The following is a 22350-nucleotide window of genomic DNA, read 5'->3' on the forward strand; positions in this document are numbered from 1 at the left end:
CGCGCACGACGCATGGCGCACGGGGCGCACGCACCACGCACCACGCACCACGCATGGCGCGGACGACGAAGGGCGCCCGGGGAGTTCCCCGGGCGCCCTCTCGCATGGCGCGGCCCCGCGCGGCCGGGCTCAGCCCGCCGCGGCGATCAGCTCACGGGCCTGCTTCACATCGATCGCCATCCGCTCCAGCAGCGCGTCGAGCGTGGCGAACTTCTCCTGACCGCGGATGTACGCGAGGAAGTCCACCGCGACGTGCAGGCCGTACAGGTCCAGCCCCACGCGGTCGATCGCGTACGCCTCGACGGTGCGGGTCTTCCCGTCGAACTGCGGGTTGGTGCCCACCGATACGGCCGCGGGCATCGCCTCGCCCTCGACATGCAGCAGCCCCGCGTAGACCCCGTCGGCCGGGATCGCGGTGTGCGGCAGCGTCTCCACGTTCGCGGTGGGGAAGCCCAGTTCACGGCCGCGCTGCGCACCGCGGACGACGACGCCCTCGACGCGGTGCGGCCGGCCCAGGACCTCCGCCGCGCCCGCGACGTCGCCCTCGGCGACCAGCCGACGGGTGAGCGTGGACGAGAACGGCACCCCGCCGCCCGCCGAGCCCCGCTCCACGAGGTCGACGACCTCGACCGTGAAGCCGTGGGCCACGCCCAACTCGGCGAGGGTCTCGACGGTGCCCTTCGCCTTGTGTCCGAAGCGGAAGTTGGGGCCCTCGACGACGACCCGCGCATGCAACTTGTCGGCCAGCACCTTCGCCACGAAATCGGCGGGCGCCAGCTGCGAGAACTCCCGGGTGAACGGCAGCACCAGAACGGCGTCGACACCCAGCTCCCCCATCAGCTCCGCGCGCCGGTGGTGCGGGGCGAGCAGCGGCGGATGGGTACCGGGACGGACGACCTCGCTGGGGTGCGGGTCGAAGGTGACCACCACCGCGGGGATACCCAGCTCCCGGGCGCGCGCGACGGTCTCACCGATGATCAATTGGTGGCCGCGGTGCACTCCGTCGTACGAGCCGATGGTGACGACGCTGCGCCCCCAGCCCTCGGGAATGTCCTCCAAGCCACGCCAGCGCTGCACTGTGCCCGCTCCTCGCCCGAACTCTTGTCCGTCCACTGCGTCAATTCGGCATGACGCAGGTCTAAGACTGCCATGCCGGGCCCCCCGCCACCCGAGAAGGGTGGCCTCACCGCCCCGAACCCCCTGGGGCGCACGCCCCGAGCCCCTGGGGCGCGTGCATGGGGCGCCCCGCACGAGGGGCACGGGGCCCGCCGCACGGGGCGGAGCGGAGCGACAGTACGGGGCCGGAACGACCGGCACAGGGCAGAGCCGGAGCAACGGCACGGGGCCGGAACGACCGGCAAGCCACGCCCCGCATGGGGCCACCCAACCCCACCCACGGGGCCCGCCGCATGGGGCCCACGCACCACGCCCCGCCTCACGCAGCGCAGCCCAGGCCCCGCCCCCCCACGCGGAGCGACCCCGCCTCTCCCCCAACACAGAGAGCCGGCCCGAAGCCAAAAGCTCCGGACCGGCTCCCCCGATCACTCCACACCGGGCCGCACAGCCCCGTACGGTGCTCGTCCGCTCTAGGCGAACACCGCCAGGCTCTTGGCCCGGCCGCCCTGGTTCTCCACCAGGGCGAGGAAGGTGCCGTCCGGGTCGAAGGCCGCGACCGGGCCGTCGGTCTCGAACAGCGGCATCGGGATCCGCGCGCCGTTCATCAGCAGCCGGGACTGCGACACGGTGACGTCCCACCGGGTGAAGGCGGCAGCCGCCGCCTCGCCGATCGGCATCACCGGCAGCCCGGCGCCTTCGGTGTCGTCCACCGCGCCCTGCAGCTGCTCCAGGGTCCGCGCCCGGTCGAGCTTGTACGGCCCGACGCGGGTGCGCCGCAGCGCCGTCAGATGCCCGCCGACACCCAGCCCCGCGCCCAGGTCCCGGGCGAGGGCGCGGATGTACGTCCCCGAGGAGCAGGTGACCGAGACCAGCAGGTCGGTCACCGGGGTGCCGTCCTCCGCCTCGGCCTCGTGCACGGAGTGGACGACGAACGACGAGACGGTGACCGGCCGGGCCGGGATCTCGACGTCCTCGCCGTTCCGCACCCGCGAGTACGAACGCTTACCGTCGATCTTGATGGCGCTGACCTTCGACGGCACCTGCATGATCGCGCCGGACAGCTCCGCGACGCCCGCGTCGATGTCCCCCCGCGCCAGGCCGTGCGCCGCCTTGGACGCGGTGATCTCGCCCTCCGCGTCGTCGGTGACGGTGGTCTGCCCAAGCCGCACCGTGCCGACGTACTCCTTCTCCGTCAGCGCGAGGTGGCCCAGCAGCTTGGTGGCCCGCTCGATGCCGAGGACGAGGACGCCCGTCGCCATCGGGTCGAGGGTCCCTGCGTGGCCGACCCGGCGTGTCCGGGCCATGCCCCGCATCTTCGCCACGACGTCGTGCGACGTGAAGCCGGACGGCTTGTCGACGATGACAAGACCGTCCGGCCCGGTGTTCTTACGCTTCATTCTGCGGCTGCGCCCTCGTCGTCCTCGTCGTCGCCCGGCTTGCGGTACGGGTCGGCCTCACCGGCGTACTGCGCGCCCGACGACACCTCCCGCACCTTGGCGTCCGAGGCCCGTGCCTTGTCGAGCAGGTTCTCGATCGTCTTGGCGTTCTCCGGCAGGGCGTCCGCGACGAACGTCAGCGTCGGCGTGAACTTCGTCCCGGCCGCGGCGCCGACCGCCGAGCGCAGGATGCCCTTGGCGCTCTCCAGGCCCGCGGCGGCGCTGGCCCGGTCCTCGTCGTCGCCGTACACCGTGTAGAAGACCGTCGCCTCCCGCAGGTCGCCGGTGACCCGGGTGTCCGTGATGGTCACGTGCGTGCCGAGCCGCGGGTCCTTGATGCCACGCTGCAGCTTCTGGGCGACCACCTCCCGGATGAGGTCCGCCAGCTTCTTCGCCCGCGCATTGTCGGCCACTGGTCCGTCTCCTTCGTATCTTCCACAATTGTGCTTCCACCGGCGTCCGTCCGCCCGGCCGTCATGACCAGTCGTCGTCGCCGTGCAGCCGTCGGCGTACCGACAGCAGCTCCACTTCGGGCCGTGCGGCGACCAGGCGCTCGCAGCGGTCCATCACCTCGGTGAGGTGCCCCGCGTCCCCGGAGACCACCGCGAGGCCGATGGTGGCCCGGCGGTACAGATCCTGGTCCCCGACCTCCGCGACGCTCACCGCGTACTTGCGGTGCAGCTCGGCGACGATCGGGCGGACGACGGAGCGCTTCTCCTTGAGCGACCGTACGTCGCCGAGAAGCAGGTCGAAGGACAGTGTCCCTACGTACATGTACGACGGGTAGAGCCACCCGTGGGGCCTCGGAATCGCGAGTCCCTCGCACCGTACACGCAACGGCCGGGGCCGATCGACGGAAATTACGCTCCGCCGACCGGCCCCGGGTCCGCCCGCCGCCCGGCCGCCCCGAAGGGGGCCGGGCTCCGCGCGGACGGTGCGCTACGTGATCAGCCGCGCGGCTTCTCGCGCATCTCGTACGTCGCGATGACGTCGTCGATCTTGATGTCGTTGTAGTTGCCGAGGTTGATACCGCCCTCGAAACCTTCGCGAATCTCGGTGACGTCGTCCTTGAAGCGGCGCAGGCCCTGGATCGTGAGGTCCTCCGCGACCACCTTGCCGTCGCGGATGAGGCGCGCCTTGGTGTTGCGCTTGACCTCGCCGGAGCGGATGAGGACACCCGCGATGTTGCCGAGCTTGGACGAGCGGAAGATCTCGCGGATCTCCGCGGTACCGAGCTCGACCTCCTCGTACTCCGGCTTGAGCATGCCCTTGAGGGCCGCCTCGATCTCCTCGATCGCCTGGTAGATGACCGAGTAGTACCGGACGTCGACGCCCTCGCGGTCGGCCATCTGCGTGGCACGGCCTTCGGCGCGCACGTTGAAGCCGATGACGATCGCGTCGGAGCCGGACGCCAGGTTGATGTCGGACTCCGTGACCGCACCGACGCCGCGGTGCAGCACCCGGATGTCGACCTCTTCGCCGACGTCGAGCTGGAGCAGCGAGGACTCCAGGGCCTCGACCGAACCGGACGCGTCGCCCTTGATGATGAGGTTGAGCTGCTGCACCTCGCCGGCCTTGAGCACCTTGTCGAGGTCCTCGAGGGACACCCGGCGGGTGCGCTTGGCGAAGGCGGCATTGCGCTCGCGCGCCGCGCGCTTCTCGGCGATCTGGCGGGCCGTACGGTCCTCGTCGACGACGAGGAAGTTGTCGCCGGCGCCGGGGACGTTGGTGAGACCCAGGACCAGGACGGGGGTCGACGGACCCGCTTCCTCGACGTTGTTGCCCTTGTCGTCGAGCATGGCGCGGACACGGCCGTAGGCGTCGCCGACGACCATGGTCTCGCCGACCCGCAGGGTGCCGCGCTGGACCAGGACGGTCGCCACGGCGCCGCGGCCACGGTCGAGGTGGGCCTCGATCGCGATGCCCTGGGCGTCCTGCTCCGCGTTGGCGCGCAGGTCGAGCGAGGCGTCCGCGGTCAGGACCACGGCCTCCAGCAGCTGCTCGATGTTGGTGCCCTGGCGCGCGGAGATGTCGACGAACATGGTGTCGCCGCCGTACTCCTCGGCCACCAGACCGAACTCGGTGAGCTGACCGCGCACCTTGGTCGGGTCGGCGCCCTCGACGTCGATCTTGTTGACCGCGACCACGATCGGCACCTCGGCCGCCTTGGCGTGGTTCAGGGCCTCGATCGTCTGCGGCATGACACCGTCGTTGGCCGCCACCACGAGGATCGCGATGTCGGTCGACTTGGCACCACGGGCACGCATGGCGGTGAACGCCTCGTGACCGGGGGTGTCGATGAAGGTGATGCGGCGCTCTTCGTCGTTGACCTCGGTGGAGACCTGGTACGCACCGATGTGCTGCGTGATGCCGCCGGCCTCGCCCGCGATGACGTTCGTCTTGCGGATCGCGTCCAGCAGTCGGGTCTTACCGTGGTCGACGTGACCCATGACGGTCACGACCGGCGGACGCGCGACGAGCATCTCCTCGCCGCCCTCGTCCTCGCCGAACTCGATGTCGAAGGACTCGAGCAGCTCGCGGTCCTCCTCCTCCGGGCTGACGATCTCGACGACGTAGTTCATCTCGCCGGCGAGCAGCTCCAGCGTCTCGTCGGAGACGGACTGGGTCGCGGTCACCATCTCGCCGAGGTTCAGCATGACCTGGACCAGCGAGGCCGGGTTCGCGTTGATCTTCTCGGCGAAGTCGGTCAGCGAGGCACCACGCGAGAGGCGGACCTTCGCGCCGTTGCCGCGCGGCAGCATGATGCCGCCCACCGACGGGGCCTGCATGGCCTCGTACTCCTGGCGACGCTGCCGCTTCGACTTACGACCGCGACGCGCGGGACCGCCGGGGCGACCGAACGCACCCTGCGTGCCACCGCGGCCACCGGGGCCGCCGGGACGGCCACCGAAACCGGGACGACCGCCGAAGCCGCCGCCACCGGGGCCACCGCCACCGGGACGACCGGCGAAACCGCCACCGCCACCAGGACGACCACCGCCGCCACCGGGACGACCGGCGAAACCGCCACCGCCACCAGGACGACCGCCGCCGCCACCGGGACGACCGGCACCGCCGGGGCCACGGCCGCCGGGGCCCGGACGCGGGCCGGCAGCCGGACGCTGCGGCATCATGCCCGGGTTCGGACGGTTACCGCCGCCGGGACGCGGGGCGCCACCGGGGGCCGCACCCTGCGGACGGGGCATACCACCGGGGGTCGGACGGGCGCCGCCCTGACCCTGGGGACGGGGACCACCCTGGCCGCCGCCCTGCGGACGGGGACCACCGGGACCACCCTGGCCGCCGGGGCGCGGCGCGCCACCGGGACGGGGGGCCTGCGGACGGGCCATGCCCGTGGAGCCACCGGAGGTGAAGGGGTTGTTACCCGGACGCGGGCCGGACGGACGACCGCCGCCGGGACGCGGGGCGCGCTCGCCACCGGGACGCGGGGCGTTGCCGCGGCCCTGACCACCCTGGCCGCCCTGCGGCGCGGGGCGCGCCGGACGGGGGCCGGGGGTGGCGCCGGGGCGCGGGCCGGGCTGTGCGGCGGGCGCGGACGGCGGGGCCTGGAACTCGGGCTGCGCGGGGGCGGCCGGAGCGGGCTTGGGGGCCGGACGGGCCGACGCCGGGCGCGGACCCGGGGTGGGCGCGCTGCTCTTGGGCGCCTCGCTCTTGGGCGCCTCGGGCGCGGCCGGGGCCGCGGGGCCCGGCTTGGGTGCACCAGGCTTGGGGGCGCCCGGCTTCGGGGCAGCCGGACGCGCCGCCTGCGCCGGGGAGGGCGCGGACGGCTTTGCGGGCGCAGCCTTGCGCGGCGCCGCGGGCTTGCCGGCGGCGCGGCCGCTGCCGCCACCCGCCTGGAAAGCGTCGGTCAACTTGCGAACAACCGGTGCCTCGATCGTCGAGGATGCCGATCGGACGAATTCGCCAAGTTCTTGGAGCTTGGCCATGACGACCTTGCTCTCCACTCCGAACTCCTTGGCGAGTTCGTATACCCGGACCTTAGCCACTTCGCTCCTTCTAGGTCCGGGTTGTCCACCGGACCGTCGCTACTTCATGGGCGTACTCATCGCGTACTCATCGAGTGCTCATCGCAATCTCGACCTACTTCCGACTCGCGAGGTACCTGACCGCACGGGGTTTTCCGTGCGCTGTGCATTCGTGCGTTATTGCCCGGGCCGCTGTTCGACGCCTTCGATGTACTGCCGCAAGGCCGCTGCATCGAACGGCCCCGGGCCCCGGAAGGCCCGGTTGAACGCCCGGCGGCGGACCGCCAGGTCGAGACAGACCCGTGTCGGGTGCACATGAGCACCCCGGCCGGGCAGCGTACCGCGAGGATCGGGGGTGCACTCACCCTCCATCGCCACGATGCGCAGCAAATCGCCCTTGGCCGCTCGCTCCCGGCATCCCACACAGGTTCGCTCAGGGCATGCGCGGGCATGCGTCCGGCCAGACACTGCTTAAGTCTACCTCCCCGCGCCGGCCTCACCCCGATGGGGTAAAGGCCGGACGACTCCATCAGAATTCCCGGTCGGCCCCCGCGGCACCACTCAATTTCCCGAGCGGTGCCGCGGGGGCGTGCCGTGCGGCTCAGTCCCGGGGGGCCTGCTGCTCGGTGTCCGGGCGGATGTCGATACGCCAGCCGGTCAGCCGGGCGGCGAGGCGGGCGTTCTGCCCCTCCTTGCCGATGGCCAGCGACAGCTGGTAGTCGGGGACGGTGACCCGGGCGGAACGCGCGGCGAGGTCGACGACCTCGACCTTGCTGACCCGGGCCGGCGACAGCGCGTGCGCCACCAGCTCGGCCGGGTCGTCGGACCAGTCCACGATGTCGATCTTCTCGCCGTGCAGCTCGGCCATGACCGCGCGCACCCGACCGCCCATGGGGCCGATGCAGGCGCCCTTGGCGTTGAGCCCGGAGCGCGTGGAGCGCACCGCGATCTTCGTACGGTGCCCGGCCTCACGCGCGATGGCGGCGATCTCGACGGAACCGTCGGCGATCTCCGGCACCTCCATGGCGAAGAGCTTCTTCACCAGGTTGGGGTGGGTACGCGACAGCGTCACGGACGGGCCGCGGACGCCCTTGGCGACCCGGACGACGTACGACCGCAGCCGGGTGCCGTGCGAGTAGTCCTCACCGGGGACCTGCTCCTGTACGGGGAGCATGGCCTCCATCGGACCGACGTCCACGAGGACGTTCTTGGGGTCCTTGCCCTGCTGGACGACGCCGGTGATGACGTCGCCCTCACGTCCGGCGAACTCGCCGAAGGTGATCTCCTCCTCGGCGTCCCGCAGCCGCTGCAGGATGACCTGCTTGGCGGTGGTCGCCGCGATCCGGCCGAAGCCGGACGGGGTGTCGTCGAACTCGCGGGGCTCCTCGCCCGGCTCCAGGTCCGCCGCATCTTCCTTCGCCCACACCGTCACATGGCCGGTGCTGCGGTCCAGCTGCACCCGCGCCTGACGGCGGCTGCCGTCGGTACGGTGGTAGGCGATGAGGAGGGCCGACTCGATCGCCTCGACCAGCAGGTCGAAGGAGATCTCCTTCTCCCGCACCAAACCCCGCAGGGCACTCATGTCGATATCCACGGCTACGCCTCCTCCTGACTCTCGTCGATCTTCTCGTCGTCCTGCGCACCGCGCCGATCGGACGACTCGCTCTTACGGTTGAACTCCAGCTCGACCCGCGCCTTGGCGACCTCGTCGAAGGCGAGGCGCCGCTGGGTCGGTTTGCGGCCCTTGACGCCCGGAACCTCCAGGTCGAGGCCGTCCTCGTCCACCGCCTGGATACGGGCCACCAGTTCGCCGCCCTCGCGCAGCTGCGCCTTGATCAGCCGGCCGACGGCGCGGCGGTAGTGCCGCAGCTCGGTCAGCGGCCGGTCGGCGCCGGGCGAGGTGACCTCAAGGGTGTACGGGGCGCCGCCCATCACGTCGGAGTCGTCCAGCGCCTGCGAGACCTCGCGACTGAGCTCGGCGCACTCGTCGAGCTGGACGCCCGCGTCGGAATCCACCACGACCCGCAGCACCCGCCGTTTGCCCGCGGGGGTCACGTCGATCTCTTCCAGATCCAGCTCTCGCGCGGCGACGAGCGGTTCAAGCAGCCCGCGCAGCCTCTCGCTCTGGGTGGTGCTCATCCGGGTGACTCCTCGGCCGCGTGTGCTGTTGTGGGTGGGTCGCGTGTCGGGTCAAAGCCTATCTGTTCCGGCGGGGTACTGACGATTCGGTGGCCGGTCGCGGATACGCTCGCCAGCGGTGATCACTACGGAAGACCCGGGATGTGGAACGTGCCGAACGTGGCGCTCACGCGCAGAACGACCCTGCTGGCCGGTGCCGTGCTGGGCGCCGCCCCCCTGCTGAGCGGCTGCTCCGACGGTTCCGGGACGCCCCGTGGGCGGCAGACCGCGGCCACCGAGCGGCTGCGGGCCGCGGCGGCGGGCGACAGCACGCGCCTGCTGGCCCGTTACGACGCGACCCTCGCGGCCCATCCCTCGCTGGGGACGCGCCTAGGGCCGCTCCGCGCCGAAGTGGCGCGCCACGCCGAGGCGTTCGGCGCCCGGCCCGCCGACGGTGCGTCCTCCCCCGGCGGCGGGCCGACGGGTCCGGCCGGGCCGTCGGCGTCCGGCGCCTCCGGGAAACCGGACGCCTCGCCGGAGTCCGGCGCATCGCCGAGGGCCGAGGCCCCGCAGAAGGCCGCGGCGTCGAAGCAGGGGGACGACGGGTCCGCGGCGCCCGGCTCCGGGGTGCCCGGTGACGAGAAGGCGGCGCGCACCGCGCTGGCCGACGCCGAGCGCCGCCTGGCCGACGCCCGTACCCGCACGCTGCGCACCGCGCCGCCCGACCTGGCCCGCCTGCTGGCCTCGGTGGCCGCCGCCGGCGCCGCCCACGCGTATCTGCTGACCGCCACCGGGTGAGACGGCCGGTACGCACCGGACCGCCACAGTCCGGACGGGCGCCCGGCGCACGCGGCCCCCGCTCCGGTCCGCACGGGGCGCCCGCACCGTGCGGGCCGCCCCGTGCCCCGTCCCGGCACACTCCCCCACTCACCGAAGGAACAGGCCCGCCCCGTGACGCCCTCCCCGCGCCCCGCAGATGCCCGCCCCACGCAGTTGTCCGCCGTGCAGAGCGCCCTGGCCGCCGAGCACGCCGCCGTCTACGGCTACGGCGTGGTCGGCGGACGGATCGCCGACGACCGCCGCAAGGAGGCCCGCGAGGCGTACGACGCCCACCGTGCGCGCCGCGACGCGCTGCACCGCACGGTGCGCGACCTCGGCGGCACCCCCGCGGCGGCGGCCGCCGCGTACGAGCTGCCCTTCCCGGTGCCGGACGCCGCCGCCGCGGTCCGCCTCGCCGCCGAGTTGGAGGACCGGCTCGCCGCCGTCTACGCGGGGCTGGTCCGCTCGGGTGACGAGAAGCGCCGGGCGGACGCGGCCGCCGCGCTGCGGGAGGCGGCGGTGCGTGCGGTGCGCTGGCGCGGCAGCGGCGTAGCCTTCCCTGGGCTCGTGGAACGGGCGGCGACCAGCGCCCCGTCCCCCTCCGCGAGCGCCTCGGCGAACGCGCTCTGACGACCGGCCGCGGGCCCTGGCGGGCCGGGCGGCCCAGGATCCCGGAAAGGGACGGCAAGGCATGGCAACGGCACCCGTCGAACCACCGCGGCGGCTGGTGAACTCCCTCGGCAGCGACCCGGCCGCCCCCGTGCGCGCCTGGCTGGCCGCGCTGCCGTCGGCGGTTCAGGAGCGGCTCGACGCCTGGGGGCTGACGCTGGAGCGGGTGGACGCACCCGGGGGCCGCAGCAGCCTGGTCGCCCTCGTCCGGCAGCAGGACGGGACCCCGGCGGCGCTCAAGTTCCCCGTCCCGGGCCGCTCGCACGCGCAGGAGGCCGCGGTGCTGCGGCTGTGGGACGGCTGGGGCGCGGTCCGGCTGCTGCAGGCGGACGAGGCGAGCGGCGCGCTGCTGCTGGAGCGTCTCCAGGGCGCGGTCTCGCTGCGGTCGCTGCCGTCGGCGAAGGCGCTGCTGGAGGCTGCAGGAACGGTACGCCGCCTCTGGGTGGCGCCGCCCGGCGGGGACCACGGTTTCGAGACGCTGTCGGGCCGTACGGAGGAGGCGGTGGAGGCGCTGCGCACGGCGGGGACACGGACGCCGACGGCCGCCCCGCTCGTGGAGCAGGCGGCGGAGCTGCGCCGTGCGCTGCCGGACTCGGCCACCGAGGAGTACGTGCTGCATGGCGCGTTCCGTCAGGGCAAGGTCCTGGCCGGGGAGCGGGCGCCGTGGCTGGCGGTGGGCCCCGTCCCGGTGATCGGCGAGCGGGCCTACGATCTCGCGGCGCTGGTCACGGACCGCTTCGAGGACCTGGCGGCCGGTTCGGGCGCCGCGGCCGCGACCCGCCGCCGGGTGGCGAAGCTCGCCGAGTCACTGGAGGTCGACCGGGACCGGCTGCGCGACTGGACGCTCTACCGCGCGGTGGCCGCCGGAGTCCGCGAAACCGCATCGGGCGACCGCCGCCACGGCGAACTCCTCCTGGAATTCGCCACCTGGCTCTGAACGGGGGCATGGGGCGCTCCCCCACCACTCCGCCCGGGCCTCGTGCAGCCGGCCCCGTCGCCCTGTGGCTCGTGGGTCACGCATGGGGCGGCGGCTCTTCTCCGCATGGTGCGGAGGCATGGGGCCGGTCCGCCCCATGGACGGTGTGTGGCTCCGTGCCGCATGGGGCTGCTCCGCCCCGTGCCGCATGAGGCCCCTCCGCCCCGTGCGTGGTGCGCGGCTCCGTGCCGTATGAGGCTCCTCCGCCTCATGCGCGATACGCGGTTGCCTGCGGCGCGAGGCCGCGCGTGTGGCAGGCTCATGGGGCCCGGAACAGGGCCGCACGGTGCGGGGGGGCGTGGGCCCCGGCAAGGACGCGCACGGTGCGAGCGCCCCATGCGCGGTGCGCGGCTCCGTCCCGCATGGGGCCCCGGAGCAGGCACGGCTCCCCTCACGCACTCCGCAGCCACAGCCACCCAGGCACGCCGAAAGGGCCGGCCGAGGCGCTCTCGCCCCGGTCGGCCCCGTAGCACGTGTCAGGCGCTGAGTCGCGCGACCGCGTCCTCGACGGAGAGCTCCTCGCGCTCGCCCGTGCGGCGGTCCTTGACCTCGACGACGCCTTCGCCCGCGCGCCGACCGGCGACCACGATGGTCGGGACACCGATCAGCTCGGCGTCGGTGAACTTCACGCCGGGCGAGACACCGGGGCGGTCGTCGACCAGCACGCGCAGGCCCGCGGCGCCGAGCTTCTCACCGATCTCCAGGGCGAGTTCGGTCTGCTTGGCCTTGCCTGCCGCGACGACGTGCACATCGGCCGGGGCGACCTCGCGGGACCAGCACAGGCCGGACTCGTCGTGGCTCTGCTCGGCGAGCGCCGCCACCGCGCGGGAGACGCCGATGCCGTACGAGCCCATGGTGACGCGCGCGGGCTTGCCGTTCTGGCCGAGCACGTCCAGCTCGAAAGCGTCCGCGTACTTGCGGCCGAGCTGGAAGATGTGGCCGATCTCGATGGCCCGGTCGATGCGCAGGCCGGTGCCGCACTTGGGGCAGGGGTCGCCCGGCTCGACGACGACCACGTCGAGGTACTGGTCGACCTCGAAGTCGCGGCCGACGACGACGTTCTTGGCGTGCATACCCTGCTTGTTGGCGCCGGTGATCCAGGCGGTGCCGCTCGCGACCCGCGGGTCGGCGAGGTAGCGGAACGCGGTGCCGGCCAGCCCCTGCGGACCGACGTAGCCGCGGACCAGGTCGGGGCGGTCGACGAAGTCCTCGGCGGTCACCAGCTCGACGGTGGCGGGCGCGAGGTGCTCGCCGAGCTTGCCGAGGTCGACCTCACGGTCACCGGGGACGCCGACCGCGACGATCTCGCCGTCGACCTTCACCAGGAGGTTCTTCAGCGTCGCGGATGCCGGGACGCCCAGGTGCGCGGCGAGGGCCTCGATGGTCGGGGTGTCGGGGGTGTCCAGCTCCTCGACGGGGCCGTGGTCGGCGCCCTCGACCGGGGCGATCTTGACCGTGACGGCCTCGGTGTTCGCGGCGTAGTCGCAGGACGGGCAGTCGACGAAGGTGTCCTCACCGGCCGCGGCGGGGGCGAGGAACTCCTCGGAGGCGGAGCCGCCCATGGCGCCGGAGACGGCGGAGACGATGCGGTAGTCCAGGCCGAGACGCTCGAAGATCTTGGTGTACGCCTCGCGGTGCAGCGCGTACGAGGCGGCCAGGCCCTCGTCGGTGGTGTCGAAGCTGTACGAGTCCTTCATCTGGAACTCGCGGCCCCGGAGCACGCCGGAGCGGGGGCGGGCCTCGTCGCGGTACTTGGTCTGGATCTGGTAGAGGATCACCGGCAGGTCCTTGTAGGACGTGCACTGGTCCTTGACCGTGAGGGTGAAGATCTCCTCGTGGGTGGGGCCGAGGAGGTAGTCGGAGCCCTTGCGGTCCTTGAGGCGGAAGAGGAGGTCGCCGTACTCCTCCCAGCGGCCGCTCGCCTCGTACGGCTCCTTGGGGAGCAGGGCGGGGAGCAGGACTTCCTGGCCGCCGATGGCGTCCATCTCCTCGCGGACGATGCGGGAGACGTTCTCCAGGACCTTCTTGCCCAGCGGGAGCCAGGTCCAGATGCCCGCGGACGTACGGCGGACATATCCGGCGCGTACCAGCAGCTTGTGGCTGGCGGTCTCGGCGTCGGCCGGGTCGTCGCGCAGCGTCTTGATCATCAATCGGGACATGCGCTGGACCTGAGCGGCGTGGGCCATGGGAATTTCTCCTGCGTAAGAAAGGTGACTCCTTGGAGATTAGCCGCCTGGGCAGGGCGCACGGAAATGGGTTGCTCGCCGCACACGGGGCGCGGTGCGCCCTATGGAGCCCAGCGCCGTGCGCACGGGGCGCCTGCATGGTGCCTGCGGCAGGCACCGGGGACACCCCGTACGGGGAACGGCGCAGGGAGGGACGGCGCCTGCACGGGGCGCGGCGCGCGGGGCCTGGCGCGTACGGCATGGGGCAACCGCACGGGGCAGGGCACAGCCTCCCCGGGGCGCCGCTGCCCGCCGCCCCATGCCCCACGCCCCGTCCGGCCTCACCGGCGAAGCGGGGTCAGCGCCGGAGCAGCGGCAGCGGGGCGCCCATGACGGCGTACGGCGTGGGAGCGCTGGGGAACAGGACGCGGCGGGCGAGGTCCTGGTAGCCGAGGGAGTGGTAGAGCGCGCGGGCGGGGCTGTCGGTGTCGAGGGCCGAGAGGATGCTGCGGGGCCGCGTGGTGCCGTCCGTCAGCTCCGTGATCAGTCGGCGGCCGATGCCGCGGTGCTGGTGGGCGGGGTGGACGTGGAGTTCGGTGATGACGAAGGAGTCGTCGAGCCAGTGGTCGAGCTGCTGGGCGCGGAGGTAGGGCTCGACGACGCCGGACCACCAGTGGGCGCGGTCGTTGGGCATGCCGTAGATGAAGCCGACGAGGCGGCCGGCGGGGGTGGTGGCGCCCAGTGCGCGGGCCCCGGGGCACTGGAGGTGCCGGAGCACGATGGGGCGGCGGATGGCCATCTCGTCGTCGGTGAGCCCGAAGGCGAGGGCCTGCACGGCCAGCGCGTCGTCCACACGGGCGGCGAGATCGAGGGGGCCGACCGCGATGTCATCCATGGTCGGGAGCGTACAAGGCGTACGCCCCGGACAGCACGGTCACAGCCGTACGGTGACAACGGCGCGGACGGCGCGGGACCGGCGTCTGCACGGTGCGCGCGACGGTGCGGACGGAGCCCGACGGGGCCGCAGCGCCGCGCGCCCCAGGGTGCGGGACGGGGCATGGTGCGGCGGAGACCGGGCGGCACCATGCGGGCGCGGGGCGCGCCGCGACCTGAGCTCGGGCCAGGCGGGGCCCGCTCACGTCACCACACGACAGCCCGGCTCAGAACAGCACGCTCATGAACGCCCCGACCTCCTCGAACCCCACCCGGCGGTACGCCGCGCGCGCGGCCGTGTTGAAGTCGTTGACGTAGAGGCTGACGACGGGGGCGACGTCGGCGAGGGCGTAGCGCAGGACGGCCGCCATGCCGGTTTCGGAGAGGCCCTTGCCGCGGTGTTCGGGGTCGACCCAGACGCCCTGGATCTGGCAGGCGCGGGGCGTGGCGGCGCCGATCTCGGCCTTGAAGAGGACCTTGCCGTTCTCGACGCGGGCGAAGGAGCGGCCGGCGCCGACGAGTTCGGCGACGCGTGCCTGGTAGAGGAGTCCGCCGTCGCCGGCCATCGGGGAGATGCCGACCTCCTCGGTGAACATGGCCACGCAGGCGGGCATGATCAGTTCCATCTCGTTCTTGCGGATGCGCCGGACGTACGGGTCGGGGGCGATCTCCGCGGACGGGGCGGAGGTGACCATGAGGGGCTGGTGGGCGCGGACCTCGCGGGCGGGGCCCCATGCGGGCTCCAGGAGGGCCCACAGCGCGGCGGTGGCCTCGGCCGGTCCGACGAGGGAGGAGCAGCGGCGGCCCTGGCGGCGGGCACGTTCGGCGAAGCCGCGGATGGCTTCGGGGGTGGCGCAGATGGGGACGAGGTTGGCCCCGGCGTAGCAGAGGGACTCCAGGCGGCCGCCGGAGTACCAGCCCCACATCTCGCCGCCGAGCCGCCAGGGGTCGAGCCCCGCCACCTGGACCCGGGCGGCGACGAAGGCGTTGGCGACCGGGTCGCGGTCCAGGACCTCCAGGGCGGCGTCGAGCTCCCCCGGCTCCAGGACCTTGAGGGTGGTGGTCGTCAGCACGTGTCGGAAAGCCTCACCGGTGCGGGCCTGGGAGGCCAGGCAGGAGCAGGTTCTCGCACTGTACCTCCCGCTGTCGGGCACCACCTATGGCGCTACATGTGAGCCCCGCCGCCCCGGGGAAGGGGGCGGCGGGGCTCGGCCGCGACGGGCGCCGTGCGGCGGCTGACGGGGCGATCAGCCGGCGGCGGTGACGACCGGCTCGCCGGAGGTCACGCCGTCCTTCTCCATCTGCTCGGCGATCTTCATCGCCTCTTCGATGAGGGTCTCGACGATCTTCGACTCGGGGACGGTCTTGATGACCTCGCCCTTGACGAAGATCTGGCCCTTGCCGTTGCCGGAGGCGACGCCGAGGTCGGCCTCACGGGCCTCGCCGGGGCCGTTGACGACGCAGCCCATGACGGCGACGCGCAGCGGCACCTCCATGCCCTCCAGGCCGGCGGTGACCTGGTCGGCGAGCTTGTACACGTCGACCTGGGCGCGGCCGCAGGACGGGCAGGAGACGATCTCCAGGCGGCGCTGGCGGAGGTTCAGGGACTCCAGGATGGAGATGCCGACCTTGACCTCCTCGGCGGGCGGTGCGGAGAGCGAGACGCGGATGGTGTCGCCGATGCCCTCGGAGAGCAGCGCGCCGAACGCGACCGCGGACTTGATGGTGCCTTGGAAGGCGGGGCCCGCCTCGGTGACGCCGAGGTGGAGCGGGTAGTCGCACTGTGCGGCGAGCTGGCGGTAGGCGTTGACCATCACGACCGGGTCGTTGTGCTTGACCGAGATCTTGATGTCGCGGAAGCCGTGCTCCTCGAAGAGGGACGCCTCCCACAGCGCGGACTCGACGAGCGCCTCGGGGGTGGCCTTGCCGTACTTGGCGAGCAGGCGGGCGTCGAGCGAACCGGCGTTGACGCCGATGCGGATGGGGGTACCCGCGTCGCCGGCCGCCTTCGCGATCTCCTTGACCTGGTCGTCGAACTTCTTGATGTTGCCGGGGTTGACGCGGACCGCGGCGCAGCCGGCGTCGATCGCGGCGAAGACGTACTTGGGCTGGAAGTGGATGTCCGCGATCACCGGGATCTGGGACTTCTTCGCGATGACGGGCAGCGCGTCGGCGTCGTCCTGGGTCGGGCAGGCGACGCGGACGATCTGGCAGCCGGAGGCGGTCAGCTCGGCGATCTGCTGGAGCGTGGCGCCGATGTCGGAGGTGCGGGTGGTCGTCATCGACTGCACCGAAACCGGTGCGTCTCCGCCCACGGGTACCGCCCCGACGTGGATCTTGCGGCTGACCCTGCGGTCGGCAAGCTTGGTCGGTACGTCCGGCATTCCCAGCGAAATGGCAGTCATCTGGCGAGCAACCCCAAGGTGTGGATCTAGGTCCCGAAGTCGGCGGGCTCCGGCAACCGAGATTACGGCACCGGGGTTCCCCGAAGCACATCGTGGCCGCGTGGCGGCGTCGTACGACGACGGCCGGACGCCCGCGGCGCTCCGCGGGACGTCCGGCCGTCCACGTGTGTGACCTGCTGCTTTCCGGGCTATCCGGTGAGGGTGACCGGGTTGACGACGTCGGCGACGAGGACGAGCAGGGTGAAGCAGATGAACACGCCCGCGACGACATACGCGACCGGCATCAGCTTGGCGACGTCGAACGGGCCCGGGTCCGGGCGGCGGACGACCTTCGCGAAGGCACGGCGGAGCGACTCCCACAGGGCGCCGGCGATGTGGCCGCCGTCCAGCGGGAGCAGCGGCAGCATGTTGAAGAGGAAGAGGGAGAGGTTGAAGCCCGCCACCAGGAGGAGCATCGTCGCGACGCGCTGCTCCGGGGGGATGTGGAGGGAGAAGACCTCGCCGCCGACGCGCGCGGCGCCGACCACGCCCATCGGGGAGTCCGGCTTGCGTTCCGCGCCGTTGAAGGCGGCGTTCCACAGGTCGGGGACCTTGCCGGGGAGGTTGATCAGAGAGGTGACGCCCTGCTGGACCATGTTGCCCATGCGGTCGACGGACTGGCCGAAGGACTGCTGGACGACGCCGCTGGCCGGGGTGAAGCCCAGGAATCCGGCGGTGACGAACTGGCCGTCGACATAGCCGCCGTGGCCGTCGGTCTTGGCGACCTTGTTCTCGATGAGGTCGGCGTGGAGGGTGCGGCGGGCGCCGTCGCGTTCGACGACGAGCGTGGCGGGGCCGGTGGTGTCGCGGATCTGGCCCTGGAGGGTGTCCCAGTCGGGGATGGCCCGGCCGTTGAAGCTGACGATCTTGTCACCGGCGCGCAGCCCCGCGGCCTTGGCCGGGGAGTCCTTGGCGCCGGCGGGGCACTTGTCCGTCTTGGCGGACGCCGAGATCACGCAGTCCGAGACCGAGCCGACCTGGGTGGTCTGGGTGTTGATGCCGAAGCCCATCAGCACGCTCATGAAGATCACGACCGCGAGGATCAGGTTCATGAACGGCCCGGCGAACATCACGATGACGCGCTTCCACGGCTTGCGCGTGTAGAAGAGCCGCTTGTCGTCGCCTTCCTGGAGCTCCTCGAAGGCGGCCGAACGGGCGTCCTCGATCATGCCGCGCCACGGTGAGGTGGAGCGGGCCTGGAGCTTTCCGTCGTCGCCGGGCGGGAACATCCCGATCATGCGGATGTAGCCGCCGAGCGGGACGGCCTTGATGCCGTACTCGGTGTCGCCCTTCCTGCGGGAGAAGAGCGTCGGCCCGAAGCCCACCATGTACTGCGGCACACGGATGCCGAACATCTTGGCCGTCGAGAGATGGCCGAGCTCGTGCCAGGCGATGGAGAACAGCAGGCCGACGACGAAGACGACTATGCCGAGGATGGTCATCCAGGTCGTCATGCGCGAGCCTCCGAAGGTGTACGTGCCGCCCGGGCGGCGAGTTCGCGGGCGCGGGCGCGCGCCCAGGTCTCCGCCTCCAGTACGTCCGCGACGGTGAGGGAAGTTCCCCGTCCGGGCATGTCGTGTTCGGCGACCACTTCGGCGACCGTATCCACAATCCCTGTGAAAGGCAGCCCGCTGTGGAGGAAGGCGTCGACGCACTCCTCGTTCGCGGCGTTGAAGACGGCGGGTGCGGTGCCACCGAGGTCGCCGACGTGGCAGGCGAGCGGGACGGAGGGGAACGCCTTCTCGTCGAGGGGGAAGAATTCCCAGGTCCGGGCCGTCGTCCAGTCGATGCCGGGCGCGGCGTCGGGGACGCGGGCGGGCCAGCCCATGCCCAGCGCGATGGGCATCCGCATGTCGGGCGGGCTGGCCTGGGCGAGGGTGGAGCCGTCGGTGAATTCCACCATCGAGTGGATGTAGGACTGCGGATGGACGACGACCTCGATCTGTGCGAAGGGGACGTCGAACAGCAGATGCGCCTCGATGACTTCGAGACCCTTGTTGACGAGGGTCGAGGAGTTGATGGTGACGACGGGGCCCATGGACCAGGTGGGGTGGGCCAGCGCCTGCTCCGGGGTGACATCGGCCAGCTCGGCGCGGCTGCGGCCGCGGAACGGGCCGCCGGACGCGGTGACGACGAGCTTGCGGACCTCCTGGCGGGCGCCGCCGGTCAGCGCCTGGAACAGCGCGGAGTGCTCGGAGTCGACGGGGACGATCTGCCCAGGGGCGGCGACGGCCTTGACCAGCGGGCCGCCGGCGATCAGCGATTCCTTGTTGGCGAGGGCGAGCACCCGGCCGGCCTTGAGGGCGGCGAGCGTCGGGGCGAGGCCGATGGATCCGGTGATGCCGTTGAGGACGGTGTGGCAGGGGGAGGCGGCGAGGTCGGTGGCCGCGTCGGGTCCGGCGAGGATCTCCGGCAGCGGCTCGCCCGCGCCGTACCGCGCGCGCAGCGCCTCCCGCAGCGCCGGGACGGCCTCGTCGCGGGCCACGGCGACGGTGCGGACCCGCAACTGGTGCGCCTGCTCGGCGAGCAGCTCCACCCGGCCACCGGCGGCGGAGAGCGCGGTCACCCGGAAACGGTCGGGGTTGCGCTGCACGATGTCGATCGCCTGGGTGCCGATGGAACCGGTCGATCCGAGGATCACGATGTCGCGGGGGCCGTGCTGCGCGTCCGGATCCGTGGAAACCGGGGTGAAACGCAGGTGCGGGTGGGCGAGGGAGTCCGTCATGGGGTCCATTGTGGCCGGTCGCGGAGGCGGCGGACGCAACACGTCGGCGCTCGGGCGCATACGGCGGGTGGGGAGGGGTGGATATGGGGTGGGGTGGGTGGAACGGGATGGGGCGGGGCCCGTGCGGGAGGGGTGAGGTGGCGGGGTGGTGGCGCGTGGGGCGGGGGCATGGGGCGGGGCCCCGTGCGCGGGGTGGGGTCGGCGCCGTATGGGACGTAAGGCATGGGGCGCTGTGCCCCATGCGCGGGGCACGGGGCACAGCGCATGGGGCACGGCGCATGGGGCGTGCGAGCACGGTGGCGGGCTGCCCGCCGCTCCCCCGCCGTGCGCCGTCCGTGGTTACGGCGCGTCGGAGTCGGGGCGTCGGACGGGGCGGTGGACGTTCTGGTGGGTACTGGGGCCGGGGGTGGCGTCGGCGATCCAGGGGCCTTCGCCGCTGGCGTCGACGACACCGTCCTCCAGCCAGCGGTAGGCGCCGTCGAGGACGCCGGAGACGACCTTGCGGTCGAGGGCGTCGGTGTTGGTCCACAGCCGGGCGAAGAGCTCGTCGGCACGGATCCGGGACTGCCGGCAGAACGCGTCGGCCAGCTGGTACGCCTCCCACCCGTGGTCGCCGGTCAGCCGCAGGTGCTCGGCCCGTACGCAGGCGGCGCTCATCGCGAACAGTTCGGCGCCGATGTCGACGATCCGCCCGAGGAAGCCCTGCTTGGTCTCCATCCGCCCCTGCCAGCGCGACATCGCGTAGAAGGTGGCGCGGGCCAGCTTGCGGCAGGACCGTTCGACGTACCGCAGATGCCCCGCGAGCTTCCCGAACTCCTGGTATGCACGCGGGAGTTGACCGGATCCGGTGACGAGCTGGGGCAGCCAGCGGGCGTAGAAGCGACCGGCGTCGGCGGCGGCCCGGCCCTTGTCGCCGAGGCTCTTCCGCGGGTCGATGAGGTCGCCCGCGACGGACAGGTGCGCGTCGACGGCCTCGCGGGCGATCAGCAGATGCATGATCTCCGTCGATCCCTCGAAGATGCGGTTGATTCGCATGTCGCGCAGCAGCTGCTCGGCGGGCACGGCGCGTTCGCCCCGTGCGGCGAGCGAGTCGGCGGTCTCGAAGCCGCGGCCACCGCGGATCTGGACCAGTTCGTCGGCTATCCGCCACCCCATCTCGGATCCGTAGAGCTTGGCGAGGGCGGCTTCGATCCGGATGTCGTTGCGGTTCTCGTCGGCCATCTGGGAGGAGAGGTCGACGACCGCCTCCAGGGCGAAGGTGGTCGCGGCGATGAACGAGAGCTTGGCGCCGACCGCCTCGTGCGCGGCGATCGGTCTGCCCCACTGCTCGCGGGCGGCCGACCACTCCCGGGCGATCTTCAAGGCCCACTTCCCGGAGCCCACGCACATCGCGGGCAGCGACAGCCGCCCTGTATTGAGGGTGGTCAGTGCGATCTTCAGACCGGCGCCCTCGGGGCCGATACGGTGCGCGGCGGGGACCCGCACTTGGTGGAAGCGGGTGACACCGTTCTCCAGCCCGCGCAGGCCCATGAACGCGTTGCGGTGCTCGACGGTGATGCCGGGCGTCGCGGCCTCGACGACGAAGGCGGTGATGCCGCCCCGGTGCCCCTCCGATGCGGGGACCCGCGCCATCACCACCAGCAGGTCGGCGATGACGCCGTTGGTGGTCCACAGCTTCACGCCATCGAGGAGGTACCCGTCGCCGTCGGGGACGGCTGTGGTGGCCAGGCGCGCCGGGTCCGAACCGACGTCCGGCTCGGTGAGCAGGAACGCCGAGATGTCGGTACGGGCGCAACGGGGCAGGAAGGCGTTCTTCTGCTCCTCGCTGCCGAAGAGCTTCACGGGCTGCGGGACACCGATCGACTGGTGCGCGGAGAGCAGCGCGCCGACGGCGGGGCTGGCGGAGCCGACGAGGGCGAGCGCCTTGTTGTAGTAGACCTGCGTGAGGCCGAGTCCGCCGTATTTCGTATCGATCTTCATGCCGAGCGCGCCGAGTTCCTTGAGCCCGTTGACGGTCTCGTCGGGGATCTGCCCCTCGCGCTCGATGCGGGCGCCGTCGATCCGCGTTTCGCAGAAGGTGCGCAGCGCGGCCAGGAACGCCTCCCCGCGCCGTACGTCCTCCGCCGCCGGGCTGGGGTGCGGGTGGATCAGATCGAGCCGGAAGCGCCCCAGGAACAGTTCCTTGGCGAAGCTGGGCTTGCGCCAGTCCTGTTCCCGGGCCGCCTCGGCGACCTGCCGTGCCTCGCGCTCGGAGACGTTGCGGGTGGTCGGAGCGGACATGTCGGGCTCACCTCGCCGCATTCGGAGGGACCGTGCCGACGGACCGGGGCCGGCGGGACGGCACCCATGAGCGCTCAGAGGCACCCATGGAGTACTTGTGAGATTTACCCGGTATGCGGCATTTGCACCAGCGCTACGCGACCGCTGAACACTTCGGGGGTGGCTGTCGGCCCGGGACGGCTGGCCCCTGAACCCGTAGGAGGGCGTTGCGCCGGTGAGGGGTACGCCGCCGCAGTGGGCGGGGCGCGTGGGGCCGTCGCACGGGGCGGGCTTTCATGGCGTGGAGGCGTCGCACGGGGCGAGGCCCGCGACGTGGAGCCGCACGCATGGGGCGGGGCGCGAGCTGTGCACGGGGCCGCGGCAGGGGCTGCCGCACGGGGCGCGGGGGCGTGTTCCTGCCCCATGCGTGGGAGTGCGCGGCCCGCGCCATGCACGGGGGGGGCGGCGCACCATGCACGGGGCGGGACGGCGCCCTGCGCGGGCCCCGGAGGCGCCCCATGCGGGGGGCACGGGGCGGGGCCCCGCGGACGCAAAAACGGCCCCGCGGACGGGGCCGTACGGTCAAGATCCGGCGCGCCTCGGGCCATGGCTCGACGACGCAGGGCGTGGGGGGGGGGGGGGGGAGGGGGGGGGGGGCGCCACCGCCAAGGAGGGGACGCGAGAGGGAGGAACAGGGCCATTGC

General features: G+C 72.7%; 18 protein-coding genes. 3 read left to right on the top strand and 15 right to left on the bottom strand.

Translation table 11 applies throughout. The annotated features are described in order from the left end of the window. Positions 1–129 precede the first annotated feature (129 nt). The 8 genes from ACZ4U4_RS26890 to rimP form a co-directional block, all read right to left on the bottom strand. Positions 130–1077 carry a bifunctional riboflavin kinase/FAD synthetase gene (locus tag ACZ4U4_RS26890; RefSeq protein WP_467879282.1) on the bottom strand — a complete coding sequence of 316 codons (948 nt, stop codon included), beginning with the start codon at positions 1075–1077 and terminating at the stop codon, positions 130–132. A 509-nt stretch (positions 1078–1586) separates the two neighbouring features. Continuing rightward, complete coding sequence (truB, locus tag ACZ4U4_RS26895; protein WP_467879285.1) at positions 1587–2513, bottom strand: tRNA pseudouridine(55) synthase TruB; 927 nt, start codon at positions 2511–2513, stop codon at positions 1587–1589. Next, the gene (gene rbfA / locus ACZ4U4_RS26900; RefSeq protein WP_467879288.1) at positions 2510–2965 is read right to left on the bottom strand and encodes a 30S ribosome-binding factor RbfA; all 456 of its coding nucleotides are present in this window, start codon (positions 2963–2965) and stop codon (positions 2510–2512) included. The genes truB and rbfA overlap by 4 nt, the downstream gene beginning before the upstream one ends. Before the next feature lie 61 nt (positions 2966–3026). Then, complete coding sequence (locus ACZ4U4_RS26905; RefSeq protein ID WP_467879291.1) at positions 3027–3326, bottom strand: DUF503 domain-containing protein; 300 nt, start codon at positions 3324–3326, stop codon at positions 3027–3029. Positions 3327–3499: 173 nt separating this feature from the next. Next, entirely contained in the window at positions 3500–6559 is a 3060-nt protein-coding gene (gene infB, locus ACZ4U4_RS26910) for a translation initiation factor IF-2 (RefSeq protein WP_467879294.1), read from the bottom strand. Positions 6560–6715: 156 nt separating this feature from the next. Then, the gene (locus tag ACZ4U4_RS26915) at positions 6716–7006 is read right to left on the bottom strand and encodes a YlxR family protein (RefSeq protein ID WP_467879296.1); all 291 of its coding nucleotides are present in this window, start codon (positions 7004–7006) and stop codon (positions 6716–6718) included. 133 nt (positions 7007–7139) lie between these two features. Then, a complete protein-coding gene (gene nusA, locus ACZ4U4_RS26920) occupies positions 7140–8132 on the bottom strand; it encodes a transcription termination factor NusA (RefSeq protein WP_467603556.1) in 993 nt (330 codons plus the stop codon). Positions 8133–8134: 2 nt separating this feature from the next. Further along, positions 8135–8677, bottom strand: coding sequence for a ribosome maturation factor RimP (gene rimP / locus ACZ4U4_RS26925; RefSeq protein ID WP_467879299.1), 543 nt, complete (start codon positions 8675–8677; stop codon positions 8135–8137). Positions 8678–8836: 159 nt separating this feature from the next. Here rimP and ACZ4U4_RS26930 point away from each other — a divergent pair, with 159 nt between their 5' ends. The 3 genes from ACZ4U4_RS26930 to ACZ4U4_RS26940 all read left to right on the top strand — a co-directional run bounded on the left by ACZ4U4_RS26930 (position 8837) and on the right by ACZ4U4_RS26940 (position 11081). Further along, the gene (locus ACZ4U4_RS26930) at positions 8837–9454 is read left to right on the top strand and encodes a hypothetical protein (RefSeq protein WP_467879301.1); all 618 of its coding nucleotides are present in this window, start codon (positions 8837–8839) and stop codon (positions 9452–9454) included. 153 nt (positions 9455–9607) lie between these two features. Then, positions 9608–10105, top strand: coding sequence for a ferritin-like domain-containing protein (locus ACZ4U4_RS26935; RefSeq protein WP_467879304.1), 498 nt, complete (start codon positions 9608–9610; stop codon positions 10103–10105). Positions 10106–10166: 61 nt separating this feature from the next. After that, on the top strand, positions 10167–11081 hold the full coding sequence (locus ACZ4U4_RS26940) for an aminoglycoside phosphotransferase family protein (protein ID WP_467879307.1): 915 nt from the start codon (positions 10167–10169) through the stop codon (positions 11079–11081). Positions 11082–11596: 515 nt separating this feature from the next. On the opposite strand, the gene ACZ4U4_RS26945 is transcribed toward ACZ4U4_RS26940, so the two are convergent. The 7 genes from ACZ4U4_RS26945 to ACZ4U4_RS26975 form a co-directional block, all read right to left on the bottom strand. After that, the gene (locus ACZ4U4_RS26945; RefSeq protein WP_467879310.1) at positions 11597–13306 is read right to left on the bottom strand and encodes a proline--tRNA ligase; all 1710 of its coding nucleotides are present in this window, start codon (positions 13304–13306) and stop codon (positions 11597–11599) included. 337 nt (positions 13307–13643) lie between these two features. Beyond that, the gene (locus ACZ4U4_RS26950; RefSeq protein ID WP_467879312.1) at positions 13644–14180 is read right to left on the bottom strand and encodes a GNAT family N-acetyltransferase; all 537 of its coding nucleotides are present in this window, start codon (positions 14178–14180) and stop codon (positions 13644–13646) included. Between the two features lie 265 nt (positions 14181–14445). Then, on the bottom strand, positions 14446–15291 hold the full coding sequence (locus ACZ4U4_RS26955) for a GNAT family N-acetyltransferase (protein WP_467879315.1): 846 nt from the start codon (positions 15289–15291) through the stop codon (positions 14446–14448). A 174-nt stretch (positions 15292–15465) separates the two neighbouring features. Further along, complete coding sequence (ispG, locus tag ACZ4U4_RS26960) at positions 15466–16623, bottom strand: flavodoxin-dependent (E)-4-hydroxy-3-methylbut-2-enyl-diphosphate synthase (RefSeq protein WP_467879317.1); 1158 nt, start codon at positions 16621–16623, stop codon at positions 15466–15468. A gap of 188 nt (positions 16624–16811) precedes the next feature. After that, positions 16812–18116, bottom strand: a complete 1305-nt coding sequence (locus ACZ4U4_RS26965) for a M50 family metallopeptidase (protein WP_467879320.1) — start codon at positions 18114–18116, stop codon at positions 16812–16814. Further along, positions 18113–19387 (bottom strand): 1-deoxy-D-xylulose-5-phosphate reductoisomerase, encoded by a 1275-nt coding sequence (gene dxr, locus ACZ4U4_RS26970; RefSeq protein ID WP_467879323.1) that lies wholly within the window; start codon positions 19385–19387, stop codon positions 18113–18115. The genes ACZ4U4_RS26965 and dxr overlap by 4 nt, the downstream gene beginning before the upstream one ends. Before the next feature lie 339 nt (positions 19388–19726). Then, positions 19727–21667 (bottom strand): acyl-CoA dehydrogenase family protein, encoded by a 1941-nt coding sequence (locus ACZ4U4_RS26975; protein ID WP_467879326.1) that lies wholly within the window; start codon positions 21665–21667, stop codon positions 19727–19729. Between the last annotated feature and the right edge of the window lie 683 nt (positions 21668–22350).

The sequence above is a fragment of the Streptomyces sp. NPDC029159 genome, from assembly GCF_055564055.1.